15 protein-coding genes are annotated in these 14,625 nt (G+C 68.7%); 9 read left to right on the forward strand and 6 right to left on the reverse strand.

The features are described 5' to 3' along the window. Positions 1-54 precede the first annotated feature (54 nt). A complete protein-coding gene (locus tag OG828_RS07055; protein WP_328500491.1) occupies positions 55-459 on the forward strand; it encodes a DUF302 domain-containing protein in 405 nt (134 codons plus the stop codon). A gap of 291 nt (positions 460-750) precedes the next feature. Here the strand turns inward: OG828_RS07055 and crcB are convergent, their stop codons facing one another. From crcB to OG828_RS07075, 4 genes are all read right to left on the reverse strand, one after another. Continuing rightward, positions 751-1,125, reverse strand: coding sequence for a fluoride efflux transporter CrcB (crcB, locus tag OG828_RS07060; protein ID WP_328500492.1), 375 nt, complete (start codon positions 1,123-1,125; stop codon positions 751-753). Beyond that, positions 1,122-1,469: a DUF190 domain-containing protein gene (locus tag OG828_RS07065; RefSeq protein ID WP_328500493.1), complete on the reverse strand. Its 348-nt coding sequence runs from the start codon at positions 1,467-1,469 to the stop codon at positions 1,122-1,124. Before OG828_RS07065 ends, crcB begins: the two co-directional genes overlap by 4 nt. Beyond that, on the reverse strand, positions 1,466-1,951 hold the full coding sequence (locus OG828_RS07070; RefSeq protein WP_328500494.1) for a fluoride efflux transporter FluC: 486 nt from the start codon (positions 1,949-1,951) through the stop codon (positions 1,466-1,468). The genes OG828_RS07065 and OG828_RS07070 overlap by 4 nt, the downstream gene beginning before the upstream one ends. A 428-nt stretch (positions 1,952-2,379) precedes the next feature. Next, positions 2,380-3,885: a SulP family inorganic anion transporter gene (locus tag OG828_RS07075; RefSeq protein ID WP_328500495.1), complete on the reverse strand. Its 1,506-nt coding sequence runs from the start codon at positions 3,883-3,885 to the stop codon at positions 2,380-2,382. Positions 3,886-4,297: 412 nt separating this feature from the next. On the opposite strand from OG828_RS07075, the gene OG828_RS07080 reads away from it, so the two are divergent. Next, complete coding sequence (locus tag OG828_RS07080) at positions 4,298-4,702, forward strand: MerR family transcriptional regulator (protein WP_328500496.1); 405 nt, start codon at positions 4,298-4,300, stop codon at positions 4,700-4,702. Between the two features lie 289 nt (positions 4,703-4,991). Then, the gene (locus OG828_RS07085; RefSeq protein ID WP_328500497.1) at positions 4,992-5,318 is read left to right on the forward strand and encodes a DUF427 domain-containing protein; all 327 of its coding nucleotides are present in this window, start codon (positions 4,992-4,994) and stop codon (positions 5,316-5,318) included. Here OG828_RS07085 and OG828_RS07090 read toward each other — a convergent pair. Beyond that, positions 5,307-5,861, reverse strand: coding sequence for a CDP-alcohol phosphatidyltransferase family protein (locus OG828_RS07090; RefSeq protein ID WP_328500498.1), 555 nt, complete (start codon positions 5,859-5,861; stop codon positions 5,307-5,309). The genes OG828_RS07085 and OG828_RS07090 overlap by 12 nt on opposite strands. A 235-nt stretch (positions 5,862-6,096) precedes the next feature. Between OG828_RS07090 and OG828_RS07095 the strand changes: the two genes are divergently transcribed. The 6 genes from OG828_RS07095 (at position 6,097) to OG828_RS07120 (ending at position 13,804) form a co-directional block, all read left to right on the forward strand. Further along, positions 6,097-6,669 (forward strand): SRPBCC family protein, encoded by a 573-nt coding sequence (locus OG828_RS07095; protein WP_328500499.1) that lies wholly within the window; start codon positions 6,097-6,099, stop codon positions 6,667-6,669. Positions 6,670-7,176: 507 nt separating this feature from the next. Beyond that, complete coding sequence (locus OG828_RS07100; RefSeq protein WP_328500500.1) at positions 7,177-7,353, forward strand: hypothetical protein; 177 nt, start codon at positions 7,177-7,179, stop codon at positions 7,351-7,353. Positions 7,354-7,655: 302 nt separating this feature from the next. Next, the gene (locus tag OG828_RS07105; RefSeq protein WP_328500501.1) at positions 7,656-9,218 is read left to right on the forward strand and encodes a radical SAM protein; all 1,563 of its coding nucleotides are present in this window, start codon (positions 7,656-7,658) and stop codon (positions 9,216-9,218) included. After that, positions 9,215-10,003, forward strand: a complete 789-nt coding sequence (locus tag OG828_RS07110) for a class I SAM-dependent methyltransferase (RefSeq protein ID WP_328500502.1) — start codon at positions 9,215-9,217, stop codon at positions 10,001-10,003. The genes OG828_RS07105 and OG828_RS07110 overlap by 4 nt, the downstream gene beginning before the upstream one ends. Positions 10,004-10,964: 961 nt before the next feature. Then, positions 10,965-12,905 (forward strand): kelch motif-containing protein, encoded by a 1,941-nt coding sequence (locus tag OG828_RS07115; RefSeq protein WP_328500503.1) that lies wholly within the window; start codon positions 10,965-10,967, stop codon positions 12,903-12,905. A gap of 152 nt (positions 12,906-13,057) precedes the next feature. Continuing rightward, the gene (locus OG828_RS07120; RefSeq protein WP_328436819.1) at positions 13,058-13,804 is read left to right on the forward strand and encodes a DUF4142 domain-containing protein; all 747 of its coding nucleotides are present in this window, start codon (positions 13,058-13,060) and stop codon (positions 13,802-13,804) included. Between the two features lie 21 nt (positions 13,805-13,825). On the opposite strand, the gene OG828_RS07125 is transcribed toward OG828_RS07120, so the two are convergent. Then, positions 13,826-14,548, reverse strand: coding sequence for a hypothetical protein (locus OG828_RS07125; protein WP_328500504.1), 723 nt, complete (start codon positions 14,546-14,548; stop codon positions 13,826-13,828). Between the last annotated feature and the right edge of the window lie 77 nt (positions 14,549-14,625).

The raw sequence follows: 14,625 nt of genomic DNA on the forward strand, positions 1-14,625 counted from the left end.
ACAGGAACGGACACCCGTTCCGCGCCGCGCGAGCCGACCAGAAGGATCACTGCCATGCGCTACGACCGCACCGTGCACGTCGACACCGACTTCGCCACCACCGTGGGCCGAGTCCGCGACGCCCTCGCCGCCCAGGGCTTCGGCATCCTCACCGAGATCGACGTCACCGCCACCCTCAAGGCCAAGCTCGACCACGACATGGAGGACTACGTGATCCTCGGCGCCTGCAACCCGCCCCTCGCACACCGCTCCCTGGAGACCGACCGCTCCATCGGCCTGCTGCTGCCCTGCAACGTGGTCGTCCGCCGGGACGGTGACCGCACCGCCGTACAAGCCCTCGACCCGAACACGATGGTCGCCCTCACCGAACTCGACGCGCTGCGCCCGGTCGCCGAGGAGGCCACCCGCCGCCTCGACGCCGCCCTCGCCGCCCTCACATCAGCCACTGCGGACAGCTGACGGCACGCCAAGCAATCGCATGTTCAGACGCGGCGGGATGGGTGGAGGATGTGGCCGCGCCTTCCGGTACGGAACCCAATCGACGGTAGTGCCGCTTCCACCGCGCGAACAGCCCCGCCGCTGGACACGGCTGTCCGTCCGTACGGGACCGTCCACGCCCGCAACACGGAGGCCAATCGGCTTACCCCACACCCCAGTTGAGGACACCGGCGCAAGAAGAGGGCCACGCTGGAGTTGGACATGATCGTGGAGAGCGGCTCTCCCGGCCCCGCGTCGGCCATCTCCGGGCTCTCACGCCCACAACGCCTCTGCGAAGGCCGCTCCGATGAACGCCGCGCCCAGGCCCGCCACGACGCTTGCGACGATGTTGGCCGCGGCGAAGAACTTCGCCCCGTCTTCGGCCAGCCGCAGCGTCTCGTACGAGAACGTTGAATACGTCGTCAAAGCCCCGCACAGCCCGGTACCGAACAGCAGCTGCATGTGCGAGGAGGCGGCCCCGGCCACTGCCACTCCGGCCAGCAGGCCAAGGACAAAGCAGCCGACAACGTTGGCAGTGAAGGTGCCCCAAGGGAAGACCGTGTCGTGCCGCTTCTGCACCGCCCGGTCGGTCAGATACCGCAGCGGCACGCCAACCATCCCGCCGACCACCACCAGCAGCCAGTTCACGCGTCCTGCCCCCTGCCCACGTACCTGATGACCTCGCACTCGTCGAGGATCACCAGCCCCTCACCCACCACCTCGTCCAGCTGCGGCAGGAAAGCCCGCACTCGCTCCTCGGTGTCCACGATCACGATCACCACCGGCAGGTCCTCACTCAGCGACAGCAGCCGCAAGGTGTGGATCAGCGACGAGGCACCGAACCCCTCGATCCCGCGGAACACGCTGGCACCCGCCAGTCCGGCCCGGTGCGCGCGGTGCACGATCTCCGTGTACAGCGGCTTGTGGTGCCAGACATCGTTCTCCCCGATGAAGACCGTCACCCGCAGGGCGCTGCCCGTCAGCCTCGTCATCGCTGCCTCCATGCCACAACGCGGCGCGTTGCCGTCACCGCGAGCCACACCGCCGCGAGCGCCATCAGCAGCATCGCGGCCAGATACGCCAGCCCCGTCCGCGCCTCACCGGCGTCCACCAGCCGCTGAATGTCCACGGCATACGTCGAGAACGTCGTGAACCCGCCCAACACCCCGGTGCCGAAGAACGGCCGCACCAGCCGGTGTGCCGCCCACACATCGCTGATGACCACCATGAACACGCCGATCACCGCGCAGCCGACCGCGTTGACCCACAACGTGGTCCACGGAAACCCGCCCGCCGCGACCGGCCACAGCTGCGCCGCCCCATACCGGGCCGCTGCCCCGAGCCCGCCGCCGAGAGCCACCACCGTCACGGTCGGTCCCTGTACCCGCCAGAACAGCTGCCACTGAGCGGGTACCCGCAGATCGACGTCGGGATCCGTGGGCTCGCCCACCATCCGAGGATTCGGGGCTGTCATGAACGTACATCTCCTACTCGCCATGGCCCACGGACACGGGCACACACCACCGCAAGCAGAGACCGTTGGCGGCACCGGTGCCGCGGTTCGGGTACGGCGGACCCCACCGCCGCGCTGCAATCACAGGTCACAGCCAGTGACCATCGTAACGCTCCGGCCGACGACGACGCGCCTAACTGTCCGAGCTGGCGCACTGCCCCGACAAGCACGAATTCTCTAGGCGAGGCCGTGTAGTGCGAGGCATCTGCGATGGATTTGTGCAGCTCACCTTTGATGTCGGCAAACCCGGGTGCGAATAAACAATGTAGCGCTGTCCCTGAATCGAGTGGCGTCCAGGAGCCGTTTGTTCGCACATTGGCTGCAGGCGCTGCGAAGGCCGCGGCGGACGCTTACTACCTCCACAGCGGTCCTCGTATTCGACTGATTGGTCAGTGACTGCCGGCGAGTTCGCCGCTGAGCTTTTCGTGGATCTGGGCGCTCGGCTGGTTCAGGCCCACGATCTCGACGGTCTTGCCGCGTTGCTCGTACTTGGTCTCGATCGCGTCCAGGGCGGCTACCGAGGAGGCGTCCCAGATGTGGGCGTCGGTCAGGTCGATGACGACCTTGTCGGGGTCGGTGGCGTAGTTGAACTGGCCGACGAGGTCGTTGGAGGAGGCGAAGAACAGCTCACCGGTGACCCGGTAGACGACGGTGGTGCCATCGGGGTCGATGACCGCGGTGACGTTTGCGAGGTGAGCGACCCGCTTGGCGAAGATCACCATGGCGGTGATGGAGCCGATGACGACGCCGATGGCGAGGTTGTCGGTGGAGACCACGCTGGCCACGGTGATGACCATGACGGCGATCTCCCCGGCTGGCATCCGCTTCAGGGTCTTCGGGGCGATGGAGTGCCAGTCGAAGGTCGCGAAGGACACCATCACCATCACCGCGACCAACGCCGCCATGGGAATGTCGGAGACGACCGGCCCGAAGACGATGCACAGCACCATCAGAAACGCCCCTGCCAGGAAGGTGGACAGGCGCGTGCGGGCGCCGGACACCTTCACGTTGATCATCGTCTGGCCGATCATGGCGCAGCCGCCCATGCCGCCGAAGAAGCCGGTGACGATGTTGGCAATGCCCTGCCCGAGGGACTCGCGGGTCTTGGAGGAGTGCGTGTCGGTGATGTCGTCGACCAGCTTCGCGGTCATCAAGGATTCCATCAGGCCGACCAGCGCCATCGCGAGTGCATAAGGGGCGACGGTGGTCAGGGTCTCCATCGTGAAGGGCACGTCGGGCAGGCCCGGTACCGGCAGGGAGGACGGCAGGTCGCCCTTGTCGCCCACCGTCGGCACCGCGATTCCGGCGGCGACCGTGATCACGGTGAGGATGACGATGGACACGAGCGGCGCCGGAATCACGGTCGTGATCTTCGGGAAGAACACCATGAGCGCCAAGCCGCCGATGATCAGCGGGTAGACGGGCCAGGGCACGTCGTGCAACTCGGGAACCTGGGCCATGAAGATCAGGATGGCTAGGGCGTTGACGAAGCCCACCATCACCGAGCGGGGCACGAATCTCATCAACTTCGCGACGCCGAGCGCACCGAGGATGATCTGGAATACGCCGGCCAGGATCACGGTCGCGACCAGGTAGCCGAAGCCGTACTCACGGTTGAGCGGGGCGATGACCAGGGCGACGGCACCGGTCGCAGCTGAGATCATCGCGCGACGTCCGCCGACGATCGAGATGGTCACGGCCATGGTGAAGGACGCGAACAGGCCGATCGCCGGGTCGACCCCGGCGATGATGGAGAACGAGATCGCCTCCGGGATCAGCGCAAGCGCGACCACCAGGCCTGCCAGGACCTCCGTGCGCCAGACCTTCGGGTCGGACAGCCAGTCGGGGCGCAGGCCGCGCAGTCGCGTGGCAGGAGACAGTGCGGACGTAGACAAGACAAGTACCTGTCGTGCTCGGGCACGCCAGCATCCATGGGGGCGTGCGAGAAGGCGCGGGAAGGCCGGGACAGCCATCCGCGAAGCCCACGTACGGCGGGCTGTAGTCAGAAGGCAGCAGCGGACGCGAGCGAGAACTCCGGGCGCTGCTCAGGGGCGAAGGATCACGGCGGGCAGGCGGCGGCGCTGGGCGTCATGGGCATGCGCACGCTCTCTCCTACGGGCATCGGTTTTCGCTGGGGGCATCGTCGGCCCCGACACGGCTGTCGGTCACGGGAAAGATCCATCCCGCACCGTGGGAACGGGGACGGCGCGGAGCCGACCCCAGCGATCACTTACTCTACCCTAACGTTACGGTAGAGATCGACGCTGGCCGCCTGTGGCCTCGGCGACAGAGAAAAGGGGTGCCCGCGTGAGCAGCGAGCACATGCAGATCGGCGAGGTCGCCGCACGGACCGAGCTGTCGCTGCGCACCATCCGGCACTACGAGGAGACCGGCCTGGTCATCCCCTCCGCCCGCTCCCAGGGCGGCTTCCGCCTCTACACCGAGGCCGACGTGGCCCGCCTGATGGTCATCCGCCGCATGAAGCCGCTCGGCTTCACCCTGGACGAGATGCGCGATCTGCTGGACGCCACCGACCGGCTCGACTCCGGCGAGGAGCTCGCGGCAGAAGATCGGGAGGCCCTGCTGGAGCGCGTCCGCCGGTACGAGCAGGGCGCAACCGAGCAGGTGGAGAAGCTCCGCACCCAACTGGCACGGGCCGAGGAGTTCGCCGCCACACTGCGCGAACACCTCACGCGCATGCCCGCCGGGTAAAGCCGCCCCTCGCCACGGTGCGCACGCCAAGCCTGTGGTGGTGATGCGCTCATCGACCACCACCTCGCCGACATCGAGCGGCGTCAGGCCGAACTGCGCAAGACTCCCACCGCGTTGTGCGCCCTCGCTGAGCAGGCGCCGCGACCGACCCGGCCGAGTGCACGGACGCCGACGCCTTCCGTGTCCTGGCCGGGACGAACAGTGAGCACGATTACTGAGCGGCGTTCTCCACCGTGCGTAGCGTTCTGGAAGTGAGGAACCTCCCCCGCGCATGACGAGGAGCACTGTAGTGCTGCGCGCTGTATGGAACGGCACGGTGATCGCCGAAGCCCCACGCACGGTGATTGTCGAGGGCATCCACTACTTCCCAGCCGAGGCGCTGCGCCGCGAGTACTTCACCGATTCCCGCAGCCGATCGCTGTGCTTTTGGAAGGGGCTCGCCCGCTACTACACCGTCACGGTCGACGGGCGGACCAACCGGAACGCGGCCTGGTACTACCCGCACCCAAGCCCGCTTGCCCGCCGGATCAAGAACCATGTCGCGTTCCGGCAGGGCATCGTGGTGAAAGGCACCCCGGAGCCCGCGCAAAGCGGCGGCGCCGGGTCAGCGGCGTAGCAGGTGGCGGAGCGCGATGACGCCCTGCATGGCTGCGGCCGGTCGCAGCAGCGCGGGTCGGGGCCGCTCCGGCATTGTGCCGCGGCGTATGGCGACAGCAGTGACCGCGGCTATCGGTGCCGCCCAGGCGGCGATGGCCGCCGCCCGGACCGTATGGCTCGGTTCGTGCCGGACAGCAAGCCAGGTCCAGAACGCCGCGTCGGCGAAGGAGTCCGCATAGTCGCCGAACGGGGACACGGCGGCCTGACGCCGGGCCAGTCGGCCATCCACCAGATCGGAGGCCATGGCCAGGACGCCCGCGAAGCGACTCGCTCCGACGGTCGTGGCGGGGAGATTGCCGCGGATCAGGGTGAGCGCGTCGGCAGCGGAGAGCCGGTCACGGCGCTCCAGCAGGCCCAGGTGCAGAGCACCAAGGGTCCAGCTGACCGTCACCCATCTACGGTCCTGCCGCGTCCGGGTCAGGGGCAGCAGCAGGCAGTGCAGAGCTGTGAGTTCGGTGAGTGCCCGGGGGCGGCGGGCCGCCTGCCGCGTTGACCGGTCCATAGCCTGCCACAGGAAGCGGGCGACGGCATGAGGTCTCCAGTGGGCTTCTCTCGCTGCCGCCAACAGGGCATTGGTCGCGGCGCGGCTGTCGTCGTCAAAGGCGGATACGCGCACAACCTGACCTTTCCGGAGGCGTCGCACTCAAGGTAGGCGCCCTGCCCAGCGCCGAACGTGAGCGCGCTCACGGATCCCCGGACGCGTCGGCCGTAGCGTACTGCCGTGGAAGGAGCTGGACATGACCTGGTTCGGGCGACTGGCAGTCGTGGCGGCGGCGGGTGGGGGCGCAGTGGCAGCCGGGTATCTGGGGCTGGTCACAGGCGCCCTGCCGCTCGATGTGGGGATGGGGCGGCGGACTCGCCCCCTGGGGCCGCAGACCATCGACGTCGCAGCACCGCGTGAGACGGTTTTTGAGGTGATCGCCCAGCCCTATCTGGGGCGGGCGACCCGGGCGATGCGGGAGAAGGTGCAGGTGGTGGAGCGGGGGTCCGACATGGTGCTCGTCGCCCATCACACCCCGGTCGCGGGCGGGCGGCTGACGGCCACGACGGTGGAGACGGTTCGGTTCACCCGCCCGGAACGGGTCGACTTCCACCTGGTGCGCGGCCCCGTGCCCGCCGTCACGGAGTCCTTCACGCTTCGGGACCACGAAGGGGGCACGCGGCTGGTGTACGAGGGTGAACTCGCCACCGACCTGTGGCGGGCGGGGCACTGGTGGGGCTCGGTGGTGGCCTCGCGGTGGGAGGCCACCGTGGCCGCGTCCCTGGCCATAGTCCGGCAGGAGGCGGAGCGGCGCGCGGCCCTGTCGTGAGCCGCCGGCAGTCACCCGCACGTGGTGACCGCCCCGATCGCTCCGGCGCACTTCAGTACCTGGCGCCTCGACGGACGGGCACCTGCTGACCGTTCTCCCGGCACCTCCCGAACCCTGGGACACCGGCCTGGCGCGGTGGACATCGCTGCTGATCGTGCCGCGAGTCGGGCGCCAGTTCGGTGAGCGCGCTTACAGTTCTCGCCCCGCACCGGGACCTAAGTTCGGATCATGGTGCTGAGGTTCGTGCTGGGCTCGGTGTATACGGCGATGGCCATCGGCCAGCTCGCCTCATTCCGCCACATACCCACGATCCGGTCCGCGTACGGGCTGGTGAGTGGCGGAGCTGCCACCATGGTGGCCGTGGCTATGATCGCCGGCGAGCTGGTGTGCGGTGCATGTTCCTGGCCCGCCCCGGGTCGAAAGCCCTGGCCCCGGTAGGGGTGTACACGGCCGTGTCGGTGGTGTGGTCGCTGCTGGCCACCGAGGCGTACGCACGTTGGTCTGACGGTGTCCAACTGCGGCTGCTTCGGTGTCTACTTCACCCAGCCGCTGAGCTGGTTCGTGCTGCTTCAGGACGCCCTGATGCTGCTGTACGCCGGACTGCTACTGCGCGCCACCCGCAGGATCCCCGCCCGGGAGCCTCCCGGTGGAGTGGAGGCGAGCCGTGATGTCCGCGTCCCGTGAACACCCTCGTCGGGGCGGCGTGGTGGCGGCCCTGGGCGCCGGGGTTCTCATGGTGGCGTGCTGCGCGGACCCGCTGCTCTTGGCCGGCGGGGGGATCAGCGGCGTGGCCGGGGCACTGCGCAACCCGTGGCTGATTTCCGTGAGGGCAGTGATGGTGCTTATGGGCTCCGTTTACGCACTGTGGTGCCGGGTCCGGCGCCGTGATGGCGCCAGACCGGAGGACTGCTGCCCGACCGTGTCCTCTCGAACTGTCCAGACCGGGCCCGGGAGCCCGGCCACAACTGCGGGTGAAGGAGCCCAGGATGATCCAAGCCCCCGTGCCGAAGCGCAAGGTGGACCGGGACGAGGTGTTCGTGGAGTGCACCAAGTCGATCTGCCCCATGTGCAAGACGCCCGTCGACGCTCAGGTCAACATCCGTGACAATAAGGTCTACCTGCGTAAACGCTGCCGCGAGCACGGGGAGTTTGAGGCCCTGGTCTACGGGGACGCCGAGGAATACCTATCGTCGACCCGCTTCAACAAGCCCGGCACGATCCCGCTCACCTTCCAAACCGAGGTGAAGGACGGCTGCCCCTCGGACTGCGGGCTGTGCCCGGAACACAAGCAGCACGCCTGCCTCGGGATCATCGAGGTCAACACTGCGTGCAACCTCGACTGCCCGATCTGTTTCGCCGACTCCGGCCACCAGAGCGACGGCTACTCCATCACCCACGAGCAGTGTGCGCGGATGCTCGACGTGTTCGTGGAGTCCGAGGGCGAGGCCGAGGTGGTGATGTTCTCCGGCGGAGAGCCCACCATCCACAAGCACATCCTGGACTTCATCGGCCTTGCCCAAGCTCGCCCCATCAGGAACGTCACCCTCAACACCAACGGCATCCGCCTCGCCACCGACACGACCTTCGTCGCCGAACTCGGCAAGCGCAACCAGACGCCCGGCAGGTCGGTGAACGTCTACCTCCAGTTCGACGGCTTCGACGAGCGCACCCACCTGGAGATCCGGGGCCGGGACCTGCGTACGTTCAAACAGCGAGCCCTGGACAATTGCGCCGAGGCCGGCCTCACCGTCACCCTGGTCGCCGCGGTCGAACACGGGCTGAACGAACACGAGTTGGGCGCCATCATCGAGTACGGCGTCGACCACCCGGCCGTCCGCTCGGTGGCTTTCCAGCCGGTCACCCACTCCGGCCGGCATGTCCCCTTCGACCCGCTGAACCGTCTCACCAACCCCGATGTGATCCGCCTGATCGGCGAGCAACTTCCCGGCTGGTTCACCAAGGGCGACTTCTTCCCCGTGCCATGCTGCTTCCCCACCTGCCGCTCGATCACCTACCTGCTGGTGGACGGCGCACCGGGCAACCGCATCGTGGTCCCCATCCCACGGCTGCTGAACGTCGAGGACTACCTCGACTACGTCACCAACCGGGTCCTGCCCGACGACGGCATCCGCGAGGCCGTGGAGAAACTGTGGTCCGCCTCAGCGTTCATGGGCACGGCCACGACCGAGGACAAGCTCCGGGCGACCGCCGAGGCCCTGGACTGCGCGGACTCCTGCGGCATCGACCTCCCCGAGGCCGTGAAGGACGTCAACGACAAGGCGTTCATGATCGTGGTCCAGGACTTCCAGGACCCCTACACCCTGAACGTCAAGCAACTGATGAAGTGCTGCGTCGAGGAGATCACCCCGGACGGGCGGCTCATCCCGTTCTGCGCGTACAACTCCGTCGGCTACCGCGAACAGGTCCGCGCCCAGATGTCCGGCGTCCCCGTCGCCGACGTGGCACCCAACGCACTGCCCCTCGCCGACCGGCTCACCGACACCCCGTACGGCTCGAAGACGACGAAGTCCCCGGAGCACCGGCCGTGAACCATGACGAGATCAAGTCCTGCTGCGCCGACGCCTACTCCAAGGACGTCGTCGCCCTGCTGCTCGGCGAGTCCTACCATCCCGGCGGCGCCAGTCTGACAGGCCGCCTGGCCGACATCCTTGCTCTTGCTCCCGGCCTGCGCGTGCTGGACGTGGCCTCCGGCCGCGGCACCACGGCACTCCGGCTCGCCTACGCCCACGAGGTGCGGGTGGACGGCGTCGACTACGCACCCGCCAACACTGCCCTCGCCCAGGGGGCCGCCCGGGCCGCCGGCCTCGCCGACCGGGCCGTATTCGTCACTGGCGATGCCGAACACCTGCCGTACGAGGACGGGGTGTTCGATGCGGTGGTGTGCGAGTGCGCGCTGTGCACGTTCCCCGACAAGGCGCAGGCAGCCGCCGAGTTCGCCCGCGTACTCAAACTGGGCGGTCGCGTCGGCATCACGGACGTCACCGCTGACGCACGTCGGCTGCCGCCCGAACTGCTTGGCCCGGTCGCCCGCATCGCCTGCGTGGCCGATGCCCGCCCCCTGGACGAGTACGCCGAGATTCTGGCCCGGGCCGGCCTGCGCGTCATGACCACCGAGCGCCACGATCAGACCATGCTCCGCATGATCGACCAGATCGAGGCGCGGCTGAACCTGTTGCGGATCACCGCCCCCACCCGCCTCGCCGACGCCGGCGCAGACCTCACCGCAGCCCCTCCCGTGCTCAGCGCAGCCCGTGCAGCGGTCGCGGAAGGCACGCTCGGCTACGCCCTACTGACCGCGGCGAAATCCCCCTGACGGCCCCGCCTTCTACCCCGGGGTACGTAAGCGCGCTCACAGCACGGGGAAGGGGACGCCTAACCACGGGGCGGCGGACGGGGCCCCCGTTCCAGCGGCTATCGCCGCGGCATGCGTGCAGCGCACCTAGGCACGGCTACGGCCAGGCATCGGCTCCTCCACCCCGCCATTCGATCAATGGCGTAGCCCCGGCCTCCTCCGACTCCAGAACGATGCCCAGCCGGCGCACCACCGCCAGAACGTCCACCACGCCACGCGCCATGCCCACCAGCTCGCCCCTGACCGACACTTGGCGACCGCCGCTACCGAAAGGGCTGTGCACCACCACGGGAGCCGCCCGTCCCCGCTCGCCTCCCGGCGGCCGCGGGCAATCCCAGGGGCCCAGCCCCGGCCCTGCGGATCGTGTACGCCTCGTCATGGACGCGTCCGTCATGTACCGATGCTCTCCCCACGTGGTCATCCCACCCCACGACCGCTTCCAACAAGTTTTGCACAATGCAAAAGAGGTGCCGACCGACACGCACAGACAAGTGGGGCTCTTGGCCGGACGAACCTCGCGCGGCCCTGCGCGAGCCCTGTGGGCACCACAGCGGACATGGGTAGTTCTACGTCTCGCAGCCGTTGCCATCACGGGCAAGTAGCTGGTGCGAGCGACCGGGCTCGCGACCAGGAGACCGTCCTCCTCCGATCTGACGGTGGAAGACGGCCTCCTCCTGGCTGCTGATACAGCTCATCAATATCGCCGGCTTCTTCACCGCCTGCCCCCTGACCACCTCGCTGGTCCGCGCCGGATGGCTGGAGGCACAATCCGACCCCGACACGTCCCCTCACGCGGGCGGCCAGCCCGCGCATTGCGCGGATCGGGGCATTTTGCATAGTGCAAGCGAGTGGCCCGCCATGCGTCCCGGGCCGCAGAGGGTAGTCCTCGGTGGGACCGACCTGCCCACCGCGGAGGCACCCGATGGCCCAGCGTCCCTCGCGTCCGACCACCCGCAAGACCCTGCTCGGTGTCGCAGCCGTGGTCGCCCTCGCGGCCCTCAATGCCCCGGCCGTGGCGGGCTTCGCCCAGCACGCCTACCACCGCTACGAGATCAACCAGCCGGAGTACAAAGCGAAGTACGGCCACTGGGCACTCGCCTCGCTCCCGGAGAAGTACCAGCTCAACTCCATCCACGCGATCCTGCTGCACACCGGCAAGGTGCTGCTGATCGCCGGATCCGGCAACAGCGTGAAGCTGTTCGAGGGCGGAGCCTTCAAGAGCACCCTGTGGGACCCGGCCACGGACACCTTCAAGAAGATCGACACCCCGGCCGACCTGTTCTGCGGCGGCCACGCCCAGCTCCCCGACGGCAAGATCCTCGTGGCCGGAGGCACCGCCCGCTACGAGGTCCTCGAAGGCGACGTGAAACGAGCCGGCGGCGCCATGCTGGTCAAGAACGAGGACCCGGACCGCGCCCGCACCTTCCCCAAAGGCACCCTCTTCCGCTCACCCTCCGGCGTGGAGTACCGCTCCCAGTTCCCCGTACGCGTACCCGCCGCGAAGAAGACACCCACCGGGCGGATCGGCCCCGTGAAGGTCACCGCGAGCGAGGCCCGCGTCTTCGTCGAAGCGGTCGAGGAGGGACCGCTCGGCATCACCAACACCACCGAGCAGTACGCCATCGTCGGCCTGAAGGGCAAGGACGCCGGCAACCTCTACGGCATCGCCAACAAGCTCGGCCTCGACAAGAAGGACTTCCAAGGCATCAAGGACGCCTACGAGTTCGACCCGGTCACCGAGAAGTACACCAAGGTCGGCTCCATGAGAGAGGCCCGCTGGTACCCCACCCTCACCACCCTCTCCGACGGTCGCGTCCTCGCCGTCTCCGGCCTCGACGACATCGGGCAGATCGTGCCCGGCAAGAACGAGATCTACGACCCGAGGACACAGACCTGGTCCCCGGCACCGACCCGCTACTTCCCCACCTACCCGTCCTTCTTCCTCACCGGCAAGCGGAAGATCTTCTACTCCGGCTCCAACGCCGGATACGGGCCCGCCGACAAAGGCCGAACCCCCGGCCTGTGGGACCTCAGGACCAACGTCTTCACCCCTGTCCCCGGCCTGAAGGATCCGGACGTCCTGGAGACCTCCTCCTCGGTCCTGCTGCCGCCCGCGCAGGACAAGAAGGTCATGGTGCTGGGTGGCGGAGGCGTCGGCGAGTCCCGGGCGGCCACCTCCCGCACCGCGATCGTCGACCTCGACGCCGAGCACCCCGCCTTCACGACCGGCCCTCGCCTGCCGGAGAACACCCGCTACCTGAACAGCGTGCTCCTCCCGGACGACAAGGTGTTCACCACCGGCGGCAGCCACGACTACCGCGGCAAGGGCGCCAGCGACATCCTCAAGTCCCAGATCTACGACCCGGCCAAGAACATCTTCACGCCCGCCGCCGATCCCAGCGTCGGCCGCAACTACCACACCGAGGCCCTGCTGCTGCCCGACGGCCGTGTCGCCGTCTTCGGCTCCGACCCCCTCTTCGCCGACAAGGCCGACTCACGCCCCGGCCACTTCGAGCAGCGCGTCGAGGTCTTCGCCCCGCCCTACCTGCACCACGGCGGCCGCCGCCCTGACCTGGCCCTCGGCGGCCGGACCGACGTCGACCACGGCAGCGAGGTCGTCCTGCACACCACCGACCCGGCCGGCATCAGCCGCGTGCGACTCATGCGCCCCGGATCCGCCACCCATGTCACGGACTTCGACCAGCGGTCGGTCGCCCTGGACATCACCCGGCGCGCAGGCGGCACGCTCACCGTCCGCGTGCCTGACGACGCCTCCCTCGTCCCACCCGGCTGGTACATGGCCGTCGCCGTCGACACGCGAGGTGTTCCGTCCCGCGCCGTCTGGATCCACGTGTTCGTGTGAGACGGCGCGCTCACCCCGGCCGCCGGACCCGAAGTACAACGGCCTGTGATGCACATCACGCACCCCAGTGCAAAATTTACCCAGTGCAATGATGCTTGGGTCCTGCGCACCCGTACTCCCTGACACACAGCTCGCTCACGTCAGGAGGCTCCATGCCGATCTCCCGCAACAAGGCCGGGACGGTCTTCGTGTTCGGCGCGATGGGTCTGACCCTCGCCGCCCTCGCCTACCCCGCCATGCTCGGCATCGAGAACGCGGCGACGAACACGTCCCGCATCATCGCCAACACCCCGTACGGCCCACTGACCGAGGCCGACCGTGACTTCGTCGTCAAGGTCCGCTCGGCCGGCCTGTGGGAGTACCCCTTGGGAGAGATGGCGATGGAGCGGGGCACCACGAAGGAGATGAAGGAGGCCGGCGAGCACCTGATCGTCGGGCACGCCGGGCTCGATGAGATGTGCCGGAAGATCGCACCGGAGCTGAACATCACCCTGCCCAACCAGGCAAGCCCTCAGCAACAGCAGTTCGTGGCGACCGTGGACTCCAAGAGCGGCCAGGAGTTCGACTCCACCGCCGTCAGCATCATGCGCGTCACCCACGGCCAGATCTTCCCCGCCATCGCCAAGATCCGCGCCAGCACCGAGAACGTCCTGGTCCGCCAGCTGGCCGACCTCGCCAACGACACGGTTCTGGACCACATCACGGTCCTGGAGAACACCGGCATGGTCAACTACGAGCAGGTCAACTTCCAGCAGACGAGCCCGCCCAAGCTCCCCAAGGACCAGCTGACCCCGCCCCCCGCCCAGCCCGGTGCCCCGATGGTCGCTCTCACCCCGCGCCCGGACCTGGACGTCAACACCAGCTCCCCGACACCCACGCCCAACCCGACCATCGAGTGAACGGCGAGGCGGCGCAGCCTCTCACGGTCCAGCCGCGGAGGACGGGACGACAGGAGGGTCGGAGGCGGTGTGGGAGATCCGGTAGGAGCGTACGACCGCAATCACGCACGCGACGACGAGCGCGGCGACCCAGCCGCCCAGGTCGCGCAGAGGGCCCGAACGGGTCGCTCCGGCCTCCACGCCGCGCGGCGGCACGCGCCCCTTCGAGTCGTACACGACGGCAATGGCATCGCCGGGTTGGGTGGTCTGCCCGCAGCCGCGCCAGATGCGGACGTGCAGCGGTACGCCGTCATGGTCAGCGACCGAGCAGAGGTAGCGGCCGCGACTGGAAACCGCTCCTGGTCCGCCCTCGACCGAGGTGACCACGGCGGATTCCACGCGCCCCCGCTCCGCCAGCACCAGGCCGACAGCCGCCTGAGGCGCCTGGAGGGCGAGGCAGGCTCCGAGCAGGGCGACGATCGCGATCAGCGCCCGGCCGGCCCGTACCACGCAGAGGTAGAGGGCGAGCGCGGCGGCACACGCCAGGCCGCCCTCGCCGTCCGCCAGCCCTGGAAGCCCGTACCAGGCACCGACGACCGCGACCCCGATGATCGCTCCCGCTCCCACGCATCCGGCGAGAAGCGCTTCGGTCGCCAGCCACCACGGCGGCAGGCCGACGAACTCGGCGGGCCCCCACACCGTGCTCCGCAGATGCGCCATCAGGTGCCGTTCCTGCATGGGCCGGGGAGGACGTCGTCGGCGCATGCGCGTCTCCCTCCCCTTCTCGGCGACCTTCAGCGTCTGCCGTCCTGGTGCGGCAGACGGCCGGTCCGCACTGCCTG

It is taken from the genome of Streptomyces sp. NBC_00457, assembly GCF_036014015.1.
GTDB lineage: Bacteria > Actinomycetota > Actinomycetes > Streptomycetales > Streptomycetaceae > Streptomyces.